Raw genomic sequence first — 14,130 nt, 5'->3', positions numbered from 1 at the left:
GGCGCGCCAACGCACCGGCGGGCTCGGAGAGCCTCGGGCCGGAACGGAAGAGGAGAAACGCGAGCCGCGCGCCCTCAGCGGGCGGGCGGCGGTGTGACGGCGTGCCAGTAGGACGTTCGCATGAACGGCAGCCTAGCGCGGCGCGTCACGGCCGTCGTCACCGGCCGTCTCGGCGCACCACGCCCGCAGCAGCGTCACCACCTCGGCGGGCCGCTCCTCGTGCAGGTAGTGGCCGCAGTCCGGCCACAGCTCGACCCGGGACAGCGGATGCCGGGACAGGCCGCGCTCCCACCCGGCCGCGGCGGGGGAGGTGTGCACCCCCAGCGCGGGACAGCGGCGGTCGCGCAGGTACGCGTCGGCGGCCGGCCGCAGCCCGAACGCGCCGGGCGCCAGGTACATCCCGTCCCGGTACCTGATCAGCACCTCCGGGTCCATGGCGGCCATCAGCCGCTCGTGCCGGCGCCGCACCCGCTCCGGGGTGCCGGGCGCGAAGGCGCGTCGCACGAAACCCACCGCCCAGGCGGCTCCCTCGCGGCGCAACGCCCGCTGCTCGGCGGGCAGCCGCTCCGCCTCGGCGGCGTCCCCGCCGTAGGCGGTGGCCAGGGCCACCACCGACCGGACGACGTCCGGATGCTCCACCGCGAGCGCGGCGACCACCTGGCCGCCGAGCGAGTGCCCCACCGCGACGACCGGACCGGCGTTCAGCCCGCGCAGCCAGCCGGCCAGGTCGGCGGCCAGTACCCGCGGCGCGCAGCGCTCGGGGCGGTCGGGGGTCCGGCCGTGCCCGGGCAGGTCGGGGACCAGCACCCGGTGCCACGGCGCCAGCCCGGGAAGGTGGTCCGCCCAGTCCTCCCCGTCGCTGCCCCAGCCGTGCACCAGCAGCAGCGTGGGCCCGGCGGGTGCGTCGGTCGGCGTCCCGGTGTCCACCGCGTGCGGCCGGAAGGTCGGGTCGGGCTCTGCCGGCGGCATGGTGGCACTCCTCGGATCGGCGGGGACCGAACGCACCGCCGCCTCGACGGCGGAGCGGGCGACGAAGGGGGCAAGCGCTTTCTGCCCCGCGCAGCATAGCCGGCGCTCGACGGGCTCAGCCTCGGGATCCGGCCTCGCGGGTCGTTCCGTGGCGTGCCGGCCCGAGGGTGCGGGAGGCCGGCCCCGGCGGGAACGGGCCGGGCCGCAGGCTCCCGCCCGCCGTGGCGGCGTGGGAGGTGCCGCCCTGCCCGCCCGGGGCGAGCACGCCCTCCAGCGCGGAACTGGCCGCGCCCAGGCTGACCGGATTGGCGCGCACCGGGCTCAGCACGATCTGGGTGCCGTCGCCCGGGCGGCGCAGCGCGTGCCGGTCCACGGCCTGACGCACCTGGCGCAGCAGCGGCGCGCCGAGCCGCCTGGCCACCCAGCCGCTGAGCACCACGAGCTCCGGGTCCAGCAGGTTCACCAGGTCGGCCACGGCCGCGCCCAGATAGGCGGCGGTGTCGCGCACCGCCTTCTCGGCGACCGGATCGCCGGCCTCGCACGCGGCGGCCAGCGAGGCGATCGTCGCCGCCGGGTCGTCGGGGTGCAGCAGCGGGCTGAGCGGGTTGAGCTCGCGGAGGTTCTGCACGATGCCGGGGGCGCCCACGTAGGTCTCGACGCAGCCGTGCCGCCCGCAGTGGCACAGCCGACCGTCCATGACCAGCGTCGTGTGCCCCCATTCGCCGGCGCTGTTGGACCGGCCGCGGTGCGGCTCGCCGCCGAGCGCGAACCCCGCCCCGACGCCGGTGCCGAGATACACGACGACCGCGTCCTCCCGGCCCCGGGCGGCGCCCGACCACAACTCGGCGGCCAGGCAGGCGTGCAGCGGGTTGTCCAGGAACAGCCGGTGCGGCAGGCGCTCGGCGAGCAGCCGCAGCAGCGGCACGTCCTGCCAGCCCCAGGCCGGCGCGTAGAGGGACACGCCGGTCCTCCGGTCCAGTACGCCGGGGATGCCGACGCCCACCCCGAGCACCTGCCGTCCGGTGGCCGCCCGGTGGCCGACCGCCGCGCCGACGGTCGCGGCGATGGCGTTCACGACCCGGTCGGGGGCGGCGTCGCCGAGGCACAGCTGCCGCTCGGCCCGGGACAGGACCGTCCAGGCGAGGTCGAAGACCTCCGCGTGCACGTAGGTCTCGGAGACGTCCACGCCGACGAGCGCCGCGTCCGACGGGTTGACGGCCAGCAGGCCGCGCGGCCGGCCGCCGCCGGAGTCCTCGTATCCGGCCTCCACCAGCAGGCCGAGCGCGACGAGCTCGCCCACCAGCGTGGCCACCGTCGCGGTGCTCAGCCCGGTGGCCACGGCCAGCCGGGGGCGGGACACCGGCTGGTCGGCGATGACCTGCCGCAGCACCCGGTACCGGTTGGCCGTGCGGATCCCGCGCGAGGTGCGCTTCACCTCATTCCTCGCTGCCGTCCGAGCCCTTCCTGCGGAACCAGCGCCGGCGCCGCGGCTTTCCCGACCGCTTGCGCCGCCGCGGGCCGTCGGCGTGCACCCAGCCGGCGGGCGGGCTGTCGGAGCGCCAGGGCTGTGGCTCCGGGCCCTCGTTCTTCCACCGTTCACGGAGCATCCGGGTGCGCGCGGTCGGCTCCCGCACCTCCGCGCCCCGCACGAAGCTCTCGTCGAGCACCACGTCGTCCCACGCGTCAGGCCGGTCGTCGTCGCCGTGCGGCTCGACAGGGCCAGTCGGCTCAGCCGCCATCGCCCGCCTCCCGTTCACCGTCGGGACGCTCCCGTCTTCCCGGGACATCCACCATTCAGGTGAACGTCCCGGGAGGCTCGTCGGTTCCCTCCGTGGCCGTACCGTCACCGCTCGGCGGCCTCCCTGGCCCGGCGCGAGGCGTAGAGGCTGGTCACCGTTGTCACGGCCAGCACGCCGCAGATGACGGCGAGCGAGACCGCGATGCTGATCTCCGGAACGTGCACGCCCGACTCGTGCAGCGCGTGCAGCACCAGCTTGACGCCGATGAAGCCGAGGATCACCGACAGCCCGTAGGAGAGGTGGACCAGCTTCTTCAGCAGCCCGCCGATGAGGAAGTACAGCTGGCGCAGGCCCATCAGCGCGAAGGCGTTGGCGGTGAACACGATGTACGCGTCCTCGGTGAGGCCGAAGATCGCCGGGATCGAGTCGAGCGCGAAGAGGATGTCGGTGGTGCCGATCGCCAGCATGACGATCAGCATCGGGGTGATCAGCCGCCGGCCGCCCTCCCGGACGACGAGCTTGGTGCCGCGGTAGCCGTCGGTCGCGGGGAAGCGCCGCTCGACCGACTTCAGGAAGCGGTTCTCCTCCCACTCGTCGTCCTCCTGCTGGGACCGCGCCTCCACGATCAGCTTCCAGGCGGTCCAGATCAGGAAGGCGCCGAAGATGTAGAAGACCCAGGAGAAGTTCGCGATGAGCGCGGCGCCCAGCGCGATGAAGATCGCCCGGAGCACCAGCGCGATCAGCACGCCCACCAGCAGCACCCGCGCCTGGAACTCCACCGGTACCGCGAACTTCGTCATGATCAGCACGAAGACGAAGAGGTTGTCGACGCTGAGCGACTTCTCCGTCACATAGCCGGCGAAGAACTCGCTCGCCGGCTGGCCGCCGCTGAACACCAGCAGCCCGACCCCGAACAGGCAGGCCAGCACGATCCAGATGACCGTCCAGGTCCCAGCCTCCTTGAGTGACACCTCGTGGGGCTTGCGCCCGAAGAAGAAGTCGATGGCGATGAGCGCGCACAGCACCACGACGGTGAGCACCCACAGGGCGAACGAGACGTCCACGGTTCCTCCGGTGACGGGGCTTGTCGGTTCGGGGTGCCCGGCGACGCCAGCGTCGCCGGGCACCACAGCCCGATGGTAATCAGATGGTAAAGAGTAATCGGAAAGTAAAGCGGACGGAGAGGCGGGGCGGGTCGGGCGGCAGTGCTGTCCGTCACTGCCGCGACCGGACTGATGTCACCGGGCTGCCCAACGGGCATGATCACAGGCATGGAACAACCGGACGCCGGGCTCCGTGGCTACCTCCAGATCTTCCGCGTGCCGGGGAGCCGTGGGTTCGTCGCCGCCAGCCTGGTCGGGCGGATGCCGATGGCGACGCTCAGCCTCGCCACGGTGCTGCTCGTCGACCACGTGACCGGCAGCTACGCCGTCGCCGGCGCCGTGGCGGCCGTCGGCGCGGTGTTCTACGCGCTGCTCGTCCCGCAACTCGGCTACCTGGTGGACCGCCACGGCCAGCGGCGGGTGCTGCGCCCGCTGGCCTGGGCGTTCGGGGCGGCCGGCGCGCTGTTCCTGACGGCCGCCCTGTCGGAGACTCCGGACTGGCTGCTGTACGTCGCGGGCGCCGCCTTCGGGGCCACCGTCCCGCCGATCTCCGCGCTGGTGCGCGCCCGTTGGAGCCATCTCGCGGGTCAGGACGGCGGCCCGCCGCTGCGCACCACGTACTCCTTCGAGTCCGTCGCCGACGAGATGATCTTCGTGGTCGGCCCGCTGCTGGTCTCGGTGGTCGTGCTCCTGCACCCGGCCTACGGGGTCGCCACCGTGGCCACCTTCGGCGCCGTCGGCGGGCTGCTGCTCGCGGCCCAACGCCGCACCGAGCCACCGGTGTTGCCGCGCCGGACCACCGGCACCCGGGCCATCTCCGTGCGGGGCCTGCGGCTGATGTGCGTCATGTACGTGTGCATCGCGGCGATGTTCGCGGGCCACGAGCTCAGCACCATCTCGTTCGTCGACGAGCACGGCGACACCTGGATGGTCGGCGCGATCCTCGCCACCTACGCGGTCGGCAGCGCCGTCGGCGGGCTGTGGTACGGCGCGCACCGCTGGGTCATATCCCTGGACCGCCGCTTCCTCCTCGCGCTGGTCGCGATGGTCGTCGGCGTGGCGCCGCTGTGGGCCATGCCGTCGGTGTACGCGCTGTGGGCGTTCTCGCTGTTCTCCGGCCTGCTCATCGCGCCCGGCATCATCGCCGGCTACAGCCTGGTGCGGGAGGGCGTGCCGCCCGAGTCGCTCACCGAGGGCATGACCTGGTTGGCCACCGCGGTGGGACTCGGCAAGGCGCTCGGCGTCGCCGTCGCCGGCCTGGTCATCGAGGCCCATGGCGCGCGCTGGGGCTACGCCTTCAGCCTCGGTTGCGGCGCCGGCGCCGTGCTCGTCGGACTGCTGAGCGTCCGGCAGTTGCGCGTCATGGCCAGCGGCCCCGACCCGCGCGCCCGGACCGCCGGCCTGTCGAGACCGCCGGCTCCGCACCAGCCGTCCTGAGCACCAGCCGTCCTGACGCCCGCGACGGGGCCGTCCCCGGGCCGGAGCCCGGGGACGGCCGTTCTCATCCGTGCCGGTAGCGGGTCAGGCACACCTGGTCGGCCTCGAAGCCGAGGCTCTCCCAGAACCGGTGGTCCTCCGTCGCGTCCGCGCAGGAGAGGTACCTGATCGGGTCGGCGCCCTGCTCCCGCAGGTAGGCGACCGCGGCCTCCGCCAGCGCCCGGCTGATGCCGCGACGGCGCTCCTCGGGCACCACGTAGAGCGAGTCGATCTCCCCGCACAGCCCGGGCAGCAGACCCTCCTCGGTGCTGACCCGGCCGTTCACGAATCCGACGATCGCCGCATCGCGCACCGCCACGAGGCAGAACGCGTCGCGGTGCCACGCGGACACCGCGAGCATCCGGGACAGCCGGCGCAGGCCGTGCGCGGTGAGCGGGCCACCGTCCTCGATCTCCCGGCACATGCGGTCCCACAGACCGCCGACCGTGTCACCCTCGTCCTCGGCGATCCGTCTGATCGCCACCGTGTCGTCCGTCGTCGTGTCCGTCATCGTGTCGCTCCTTCCGTTCCGTTCGGCTGATGGGCGCGCGCGAACGGCACGGGGGAGGGGCCCGGGGCCACGCGGTGGCGCGGCTCCTCGGGGTGTCTCAGCGTCAACCTGGCATGGCTCGACGATAGCCGGGGCGGCCCGAGCCGTCACCCGCCCGCGGGTCAACCCCGCGGCGTCAGCAGGTACGTGGCGCCGGAACGGGTCGGGAACACCACGACGCCGGGCTCGGGTCGGGCGACCTCGGGACGGTCGCCACCCTCCTCGACCACGGTCAGCTCCGCGCCGGCGCGCACCCGCGCCTCCCGGCCCAGTCGGGAGGCGATCCGGGCCGACACCAGGGCGCCCGCCGACCACTCCAGGCCCACCTCGAAGCCACCGCGGCCGAGCAGCCCGTGCGCCCGCCCCGCGGGCAGGGCACCAGGAAGCGCCGGCAGCAACGCCAGCTCACCGGCGTGGCTCTGCAGCAGCCACTCGGTGACGCCCGCCGTCGCGCCGAAGTTGCCGTCGATCTGGAACGGCGGGTGCAGGTCGAAGAGGTTCGGCGCGGTGCGCTCCGGGGTCAGCTGGTCGGTCAGCAGCTTGTACGAACGATCGCCGTCGGCCAGCCGCGCCCAGAAGTTGATCTTCCAGCCGAGCGACCAGCCCGTCCCGGCGTCGCCGCGCTGCTCCAGCGTGGTCCGGGCGGCGGCCATCAGCTCCGGGGTGGCCCGGGTGATCTGGTTGCTCGGGTGCAGGCCGTAGAGGTGCGAGACGTGCCGGTGGTGCTGCTCGGGCGCGATCGCGTCCCAGTCCTGCTGCCACTCCTGGAGTTGTCCCTGGGCGCCGATCCGCATCGGCGGCAGCCGGTCGCTGGCCGCCGTCGCCGCGGCGCGCAACTCCGGGTCGACGTCCAGCAGTTCGCCGGCCCCGACGGCGGCGTCGAAGAGGTCGCGCAGGATCTGGCCGTCCATGGTGGGGCCGGCGCACAGCGAGCCGCCCTCGTCCGGGTGGTGGCCGTTCTCCGGCGAGATCGAGGGGCAGGTCACCAGGAAGCCGGTGTCGGGGTCCTCGACCAGGGTGTCCAGGAAGAACCGCGCGGCGTCGGCCAGCACCGGATAGTGCTCGCGCAGCACCGCCACGTCGCCGGTGAAGCGGTAGTGCTCCCACACCGCGAGGGCCAGCCAGGCGCCGCCGGTGGGCCACATGCCCCAGAACGCGCCGTCCACCGGCGCGGTGGCGCGCCACAGGTCGGTGTTGTGGTGGGCGACCCAGCCCCGGGCGCCGTAGCAGTCCCGCGCGGTGCGGGCTCCCGAGACCCGCAGGTCGCGGAGCAGCGCGAACAGCGGCTCCCAGCACTCCATGAGGTTGGCGGGGGCGGCCGGCCAGTAGTTCATCTCGGTGTTGATGTTGATGGTGAACTTGCAGCCCCACGGCGGGTCGGTGAGGTCGTTCCACAGGCCCTGCAGGTTGGCCGGCTGGGTGCCGGGGCGCGAGCAGGAGATCAGCAGGTACCGGCCGTACTGGAAGTAGAGCGCGGCCAGTTGCGGATCCTCGCCGCGGGCGAAGTCCCGCACCCGCTGGTCGGTGGGCAGCGCGGACGCCGCGGTGCCCGGGAGCTCCAGGTCGGCGCGGCCGAAGAGCGCCTGGTAGTCCTCCCGGTGCCGGCGCCGCAGCTCCCGGTGGCCGCGCCGGGCGGCGCCGGCCAGGTCCCTGGCGGCCCGGCCGTCCGGATCGGCGCTCACGTCCTGCCAGCTCACGTGGTTGGTGCCGGCCGAGACGAGCAGGGTGACCGCGTCGGCGGACCGCACCTCGAGCCGGCCGTCCGCCGAGGACACGGTGCCGCCCTCGGCGGTCGCCCGGGCCAGGGCGCGGAAGCGGATCGCGCCGGGCACCTCGCCGGCGTCCTGGCCGGCCCCGTCCACCGCGATCGTGGTGGCGTCGGGCGAGCCGGTTCCGACGGTGAGCGGGCCGTCGAAGGCGGCGGTGAACGAGATCGCGCCCGGCGCGTCGGCGGTCAGCCGCATCACGATCACCTGGTCCTCGGCGCTCGCGAAGACCTCGCGCCGGTGCCGCACCCCGGCCGTCACGAAGCTCACCGCGTGCACGGCCTCCGCGAGGTCGAGTTCGCGGCGGTACTCGGTGACCTCGGCGGCCGACCCGGATCCCGGTCCCGGGAACGTCAGCCGCAGGTTGCCGACCGTCTGGTAGGGCGGCAACGTCACCGGGACGCCCATGAGGTCGGCGTCCACCCGGCGGGCGGCCTCGGCCCACTCGCCGGCGAACACCAGCCGGCGGACCTCCGGAAGCGCCTTACGCGCTCGCGGGTTGTCGAAGTTCCACGGCCCGCCCGCGTAGACCGTGTCCTCGTTCAGCTGGAGCCGCTCCTCCTCGACGCCGCCGAACACCATCGCGCCGAGGCGGCCGTTGCCCACCGGCAGGGCCTCGAGCCACTCGGTGGCCGGTCGCGGGTACCAGAGGAGGTGTGGGGGCAGGGTCATGGCGGCTCGGGTCCTTCGGTCAGGAGTGCGACGGTCGAACGATGGCGCGTCCGGTCCCTCGGACGCCATTCGGCCCGGCGCCCATGGTGCCATCCGCCGCCGCGACACCACCGGGCGAGTCCGCGATACGAGCCGGTCAGCGTTGCGAGCGCCCGATCGGCAGGTCCGCCCAGACCACGTGCCCCTCCCCGGTCTCCCGGGGTCGAACCCCCCATCCCTCCGCCAGCGCGCAGACCAGGAAGAGCCCGCGACCACCCTCGTCCGTCTCGGTGGCGCGCAGGGGTATCCGGCTCGGCCCGGCCCCGTCACTGGCGACCGAGACCCGCAACAACGCACCCGAGACGCGCAGTTCGCAGCCGACCGACGTGCTGGCGGTATGCCGCAAGGCGTTGGTGACCAACTCGGAGACGACCAGCTGAGCGTTGTCGCTGGTCTCCTGGTTCACCCGCCAGTGCGCGAGCTGCTGCCGGACCCGTCTTCGCGCCTCGGCCGCCGAGGCGTCGACGGCCGGCAGGCGGAAACTGAGACGCTCGCCCGCCAACAGCGAGTCGTCGTCGTGTCGCGCCAGGGACTGCGCGTGCGGAGAGGATGCCACCTGCCTACTGTGGACATTGTCTGTCGCATCCGGCAAGAGGCAAACTGCAAATTACAGAATCGTCAGTACCAGAGTGTTGATGTGCTTGACAGCGTGGCACACTTCTGTCGCATGGCGGCGGTTGAAGGGCGCGTGCGGTGACAGGCAGTCAGGTGAGCGGGGCGGCGACCGCCCTGCGGGTGGTGCTGGGCAGACGCCTGCAGGTACTCCGCGAGGGGGCCGCGCTGTCGTTCGAGGAGGCGGCCCGGGAGCTGGACGTCACGCACGCCACCATCCGCAGGATGGAGAAGGCCCAGGTCGGCCTCAAGGTGCCGTACGTCGAGAAGCTTCTGCGGATCTACGGCGTCATCGACCAGAAGGAGGTCGACGCCTTCCTCGGCCTGGTCAGGGAGGCCAACCGCCCCGGCTGGTGGCACCGGTACCGGGACGTGCTGCCCGAATGGTTCTCCGCCTTCGTCAGCCTGGAGGCCGAGGCCGACCAGATCCGCGCCTACGAGCCCCACTACGTGCCGGGACTGCTGCAGACCGAGGACTACGCCGCCACGGTGCTGCGGTCCGGCCTGCCGCACGCGCCCGCCGAGGAGATCGAGCGCCTCGTCGCCCTCCGGCTCGCCCGCCAGGAGCTGCTGACCCGCGACCAACCGCCGCTCCTGTGGGTCGTCATGGACGAGACCGTGCTGCGCCGCCCGATCGGCCGGTCCGACGTCATGCGCGACCAGATCTCGCGGCTCATCGACGCCGCCGCCTCCCCGCAGGTCAGGCTCCAGATCCTGCCCTTCTCCGCCGGTCCCCACCCGGCGATGTACGGACCGTTCCACCTCTTCAGGTTCCCGCTCCCCGAGCTCTCCGACGTGGCGTGCGCGGAGAACCTGATCGGGGCCGCCTACTTCGACCAGCGGGACGACGTCTCCACCTTCCGGGAGGCGTTGGACCGGATGTGCGCGCAGGCCGCGCCCGTGCACCGCACTGAGGCCCTCCTCAGTGGTATTCGCAAGGAGATCTGAACCATGGATCGCATTTACAACGGCATGCCCGCCACGCAGCTCGGCTCGAAGGGCTGGCGCAAGCCGTGGAGCGGGGGCAACGGCGGCAGCTGTGTCGAGGCCATGCGGCTGGGGGACGGACGGGTCGCGCTGCGCCAGTCCAACGACCCGGACGGACCCGCGCTCATCTACTCGCCCCACGAGATCGAGGGGTTCATCAGGGCGGCGAAGTCGGGCGAGGCCGACTTCCTGCTGGTGTGAGGCCCGGCGCGACGGCGACGCGGAGGGGACGCGGACGGGACGAGGACGAGAGGCGGAGCGAGGCGTGACCGACGAGGGCTTCCCCCAGGACCGGATCGACACCACCCGGCCGCATCCGGCCCGTATCTACGACTATCTGCTGGGCGGCGAGGACAACTACGAGGTGGACCGCGAGGCGGCCGAGCGGCTCGCCCAGCTACCCGACGCCCTGGCCAGCATCCGCGAGAACCGGGACTTCCTGCGCCGCGCCACCCGGCGCGTGGTCCGGCGCGGCGTCCGGCAGATCATCGACATCGGCACCGGCATCCCCACCTCGCCCAACACCCACGAGGTGGCCCGCGCCATCGCCCCCGACGTGCGGGTGGCGTACGTCGACAACGACCCGATCGTCGGCGCCTACGCGGGCGCCACGCTCACCAGGGCGGGCGACACCGGCTTCGTGCTCGCGGACATCCGCGAGCCGCGGGCGATCCTCGAGCACCCCGTCGTCGACCGGCTGATCGACTTCCGCGAGCCGGTGGCGCTGCTGCTCGTGGCCGTCCTGCACTTCCTCGACGACGCGGACGACCCGGCCGGCGTCGTCGCGGACCTGGTGCGGCCGCTCCCGCCCGGCAGCTGCCTGGTGATCAGCCACGGAACCGGGGACTTCCACGAGCCCGAGGTGCTCCGCAGGGGGATGGAGATCTACCGGCGTGCCACCGCGGCGTTCCACCCGCGCGGGCACGACGAGGTGGTGGCCTTCTTCGACGGCTTCGACCTCCTCGACCCGGGCGTGGTCCAGGCCTCCCGCTGGGAGCCCGAGACGCCCGGCGAGCCGCCGGAGGAACTGCGCCGGGTCGGTCTCTACGCCGGGGTCGGGGTCAGAGGCTGACCCCGTGTGGAGACCGACCGGGCCGGGGTCGGAAACGGAGACCGCACGACCCCGGCCTCGGGGGCGCCGCTCAGCGGCCCGCCACCGCGCCGAAGGAGACGGCGAACTCGACCGGGCCCACGGTCAGGTGGTACTGGGGGAGCGGGCCCGGGCCGCAGGACTGGCTGCCGATGCCGTGCTGGGCGTGGTCCAGGTTGACCCAGACGGCGTCGCCGGGCACCAGGTCCGTGGTGTGCTCGGCGGCGTCCAGCTGCTCGCTGGTCCAGCGCCGGGCGGTGAACCAGAACGGCGCCGAGTGCGCGGCCATCCGCAGCCCCGCGCCCGTGGCGTCGCGCAGTTCGGCCCACCGCACGTCCGCCCGGGCGCCGTTCTCCTGCGGGCGGACGTACGGCGTCTGCATCGCGTCCACCGACAGCGCGTGCCGGCCCAGAAACGCGGCCTCCCGGGTGTCGGGGTACGCCTCGCCCGGGCCGCCGCCGTACCAGGTGGCGCGGTCCAGGCCGCCGTCCAGGCCGAGCAGCAGCCCGAGCCGGGGGAGCGGGCAGGGCCAGTCGCCCTCGGGCGTGACCGTGACGGTGAGCAGCAGCTCGTCATCACCGGCCGTCCACCGGTAGTCGGCGCGCAGCCCGAGGTCGGTGGCGGCCGGGGCGACCCGGGTGCGCACGATCAGCGCCGCGTCGTCCGCCCGCACCGCGTCGATCCGGTGGCGCATCCGGTGCAGCCCCAGCTTCCGCCAGGCGAGGCCGAACCGCGCGTCCTCCTGCCAGGAGGCGCCCAGGTCGTTGTCGGTCGGGGCCCGCCAGACGTCGAGCCGCGGCCCCTGACGCAGCGGCACCCCGCCCACCTCGCGCAGCTCGCCGCTGGCGGCGTCGAAGACCCCGGGACCCAGCCGCAGGGTGTCCGCCTCCCGCCGCGGAGCCGCCGCGGGGGCGGGCGCGGCCGGCCGGCGCCGGGGCACGGCCGGCAGCTGCGACCAGGCGACCACGTGGCCGCGCGGCGCCCAGGGCGCGTCCGCGGCGAGCACCGCCCGTATCGTCCACACCGCCTCGCCCGCGTCGTCGCCCGCGGTGGGCGCGGCGGGCAGCTTCACGTCCGCGGCCTCGCCCGGGCCGAGCGGCGGAACGGCCAGCGAGCCGCCGGACACCGGTTCGCCCTCGACCTCGTAGGCCCATTCGAACGCCAGATGGCTCAGGTCGGCGACGTCGTGGAGGTTGGTGACGGTGACGGTGCCGCTCGTCGCGTCGTCGGTGATGCGGACGGGTTCGATGACCTTCTTGTACTCGATCAGGCCGGGGGAGGGGGTGCGGTCGGGGAAGAGGAGGCCGTCGCAGACGAAGTTGCCGTCGTGGAGTTCCTCGCCGAAGTCGCCGCCGTAGCCGAAGTAGGTGCGGCCGTCCGGGGTCTGCTTGGGCAGGCCGTGGTCGATCCACTCCCAGACGAAGCCGCCCTGGCAGCGTTCGTAGGTCTCGAAGAGCCGCTGGTAGTCGGCCAGGCCGCCGGGGCCGTTGCCCATCGCGTGGGCGTACTCGCACAGGATGAAGGGCAGGGAGCGGCGGTGCGCGTCCAGTTCGGGGTCCTCCAGCGGCGGTTCCTCGCGGCGGCCGATGGCCTCGACCTCGGCGTGCGGGGCGTACATCCGGGAGTAGAAGTCGCTGTCGGGATACGAGTAGTCGTTCTCGTAGTGCACGGCGCGGGACGGGTCGCGTTCGCGGATCCAGGCGGCCATGGCGGACAGGCCGGCGCCGGAGCCGCACTCGTTGCCCAGCGACCAGATCACCACCGAGGGGTGGTTCTTGTCGCGTTCGACCATGCGTTGGGCGCGGTCCAGCAGCGCGGGGGTGAAACGGTCGTCGGCGACGGGGTTGCCGCGCCAGCCGGGGAAGTTGCAGAAGCCGTGGGTCTCCAGGTCGCATTCGTCGATGACCCACAGGCCCAGTTCGTCGCACAGGTCCAGGAAGGCGGGGTGGGGTGGGTAGTGGCTGGTGCGCACGGCGTTGATGTTGTGCCGTTTCATCAGCAGGACGTCGCGGCGCATCGTCTCCAGGTCCACGGCCCGGCCGGTCTCGGGGTGGAACTCGTGCCGGTTCACGCCCCGGAAGAGGATCCGCCGCCCGTTGGCCTGGAACACCCCGTCCACCACGCCGACCGTCCGGAAGCCGAGCTGGAGGGGGATCCGCTCGCCGTCGGTGGTGAGCTCGGCCGCGTAGCGGTGCGGCGTCTCCGCGCTCCACGGTTCGACCGGTACGGACGCCTCCTCGCCGGTGGCGAGGTCCAGTCCGAGCTCCGGGCACGTGACTCGTCCCGGGACGTCGCAGTCCACCCGCAGCGTGCCCAGGCCCGTGGTGTGGTCGTAGCCGGCGTGCACGAAGAGGTCGGCGGGTGCGCCGGCGGGCCGGTGCAGCAGGGCCACCTCGCGGAAGATGCCCGGCAGCCACCACATGTCCTGGTCCTCCAGGTAGCTGGCGGCCGACCACTGGTGCACCCGCACGGCCAACACGTTGCCGCGCGGGCGCAGCAGGTGGCCCACGGCGAACTCGTGCGGCAGCCGGCTCCCGGTGAAGGTCCCCAACTCCTCTCCGTTCAGCCAGACCCGGGCGCAGGACTCCACGCCCTCGAACCGCAGCACGCTCGCCCCGCCGTCCGGCCACGCGTCCGGCAGGTCGAAGACCCGACGGTGGTCCCCGGTGGGATTCTCGGTGGGCACCCGCGGCGGGTCCACGGGAAAGGGGTACAGCACGTTGGTGTACGCCGGAGCGCCGTGGCCCTGGAGCACCCAGTGGCCGGGCACGGTCACCTGCGTCCAGGCGGCGGTGTCGGCCTCGTCACCGACGAAGTCGGTGTCCGCACCCTCGGCGGTGGCCGACAGGCGGAAGGACCAGGTGCCGTCGAGCGACAGCCGCGCGGCGTCCGAGCCGGCGTACCAGGCGCGGCCGGGGAGGCTGCCGGTGCCGGGGGAGGGGTCCTCGTAGTAGGGCAACGGGGAGGCGGGAGGGGCGTCCTCGGGCCGGGTGTGCATGGGTCTCCTCCGGCGCCGCGACGTTCGATGCCGCGCGGCGCTGTTCGTATCTGTTGTCTGCTGTTGGTTCACGCTAAGCGGCCGGGCTTCGTTGGACAACCTCCCGGGGGCGCACGGTCGTCACCTTCG

At 73.6% G+C, this 14,130-nt stretch carries 12 protein-coding genes; 4 read left to right on the top strand and 8 right to left on the bottom strand.

Going from position 1 to position 14,130, the window contains the following annotated elements:
• Positions 1-132: 132 nt before the first annotated feature.
• The 4 genes from ABGB06_RS32715 to ABGB06_RS32700 all read right to left on the bottom strand — a co-directional run bounded on the left by ABGB06_RS32715 (position 133) and on the right by ABGB06_RS32700 (position 3,772).
• Positions 133-969: an alpha/beta hydrolase gene (locus tag ABGB06_RS32715; protein ID WP_347596740.1), complete on the bottom strand. Its 837-nt coding sequence runs from the start codon at positions 967-969 to the stop codon at positions 133-135.
• Positions 970-1,084: 115 nt separating this feature from the next.
• Positions 1,085-2,404, bottom strand: a complete 1,320-nt coding sequence (locus ABGB06_RS32710) for an ROK family transcriptional regulator (RefSeq protein ID WP_347596737.1) — start codon at positions 2,402-2,404, stop codon at positions 1,085-1,087.
• Position 2,405: 1 nt separating this feature from the next.
• Entirely contained in the window at positions 2,406-2,708 is a 303-nt protein-coding gene (locus ABGB06_RS32705) for a hypothetical protein (RefSeq protein ID WP_347596734.1), read from the bottom strand.
• A gap of 104 nt (positions 2,709-2,812) precedes the next feature.
• On the bottom strand, positions 2,813-3,772 hold the full coding sequence (locus ABGB06_RS32700) for a TerC family protein (RefSeq protein WP_347596731.1): 960 nt from the start codon (positions 3,770-3,772) through the stop codon (positions 2,813-2,815).
• Between the two features lie 207 nt (positions 3,773-3,979).
• On the opposite strand from ABGB06_RS32700, the gene ABGB06_RS32695 reads away from it, so the two are divergent.
• The gene (locus ABGB06_RS32695; RefSeq protein ID WP_347596729.1) at positions 3,980-5,248 is read left to right on the top strand and encodes an MFS transporter; all 1,269 of its coding nucleotides are present in this window, start codon (positions 3,980-3,982) and stop codon (positions 5,246-5,248) included.
• 64 nt (positions 5,249-5,312) lie between these two features.
• Here ABGB06_RS32695 and ABGB06_RS32690 read toward each other — a convergent pair whose 3' ends face one another.
• The 3 genes from ABGB06_RS32690 to ABGB06_RS32680 form a co-directional block, all read right to left on the bottom strand.
• Positions 5,313-5,798, bottom strand: a complete 486-nt coding sequence (locus tag ABGB06_RS32690; RefSeq protein ID WP_347596726.1) for a GNAT family N-acetyltransferase — start codon at positions 5,796-5,798, stop codon at positions 5,313-5,315.
• A gap of 161 nt (positions 5,799-5,959) precedes the next feature.
• Positions 5,960-8,275 carry a glycoside hydrolase family 95 protein gene (locus ABGB06_RS32685; RefSeq protein WP_347596723.1) on the bottom strand — a complete coding sequence of 772 codons (2,316 nt, stop codon included), beginning with the start codon at positions 8,273-8,275 and terminating at the stop codon, positions 5,960-5,962.
• 136 nt (positions 8,276-8,411) lie between these two features.
• Entirely contained in the window at positions 8,412-8,870 is a 459-nt protein-coding gene (locus tag ABGB06_RS32680; RefSeq protein ID WP_347596720.1) for an ATP-binding protein, read from the bottom strand.
• Between the two features lie 137 nt (positions 8,871-9,007).
• Here ABGB06_RS32680 and ABGB06_RS32675 point away from each other — a divergent pair, with 137 nt between their 5' ends.
• The 3 genes from ABGB06_RS32675 to ABGB06_RS32665 all read left to right on the top strand — a co-directional run bounded on the left by ABGB06_RS32675 (position 9,008) and on the right by ABGB06_RS32665 (position 10,985).
• Positions 9,008-9,874, top strand: a complete 867-nt coding sequence (locus ABGB06_RS32675) for a helix-turn-helix transcriptional regulator (protein WP_347596717.1) — start codon at positions 9,008-9,010, stop codon at positions 9,872-9,874.
• A 3-nt stretch (positions 9,875-9,877) separates the two neighbouring features.
• On the top strand, positions 9,878-10,114 hold the full coding sequence (locus ABGB06_RS32670) for a DUF397 domain-containing protein (RefSeq protein WP_347596714.1): 237 nt from the start codon (positions 9,878-9,880) through the stop codon (positions 10,112-10,114).
• 64 nt (positions 10,115-10,178) lie between these two features.
• Positions 10,179-10,985 carry an SAM-dependent methyltransferase gene (locus tag ABGB06_RS32665; protein WP_347596711.1) on the top strand — a complete coding sequence of 269 codons (807 nt, stop codon included), beginning with the start codon at positions 10,179-10,181 and terminating at the stop codon, positions 10,983-10,985.
• A gap of 70 nt (positions 10,986-11,055) precedes the next feature.
• Here the strand turns inward: ABGB06_RS32665 and ABGB06_RS32660 are convergent, their stop codons facing one another.
• Complete coding sequence (locus ABGB06_RS32660) at positions 11,056-14,001, bottom strand: glycoside hydrolase family 2 TIM barrel-domain containing protein (protein WP_347596708.1); 2,946 nt, start codon at positions 13,999-14,001, stop codon at positions 11,056-11,058.
• Positions 14,002-14,130: the final 129 nt, after the last annotated feature.

Source organism: Streptomyces sp. B6B3 (genome assembly GCF_039871525.1).
Lineage (GTDB): Bacteria > Actinomycetota > Actinomycetes > Streptomycetales > Streptomycetaceae > Streptomyces.
Note: the sequence above shows the minus strand (reverse complement) of the source record. Positions and strands in the feature narration are given on the sequence as shown.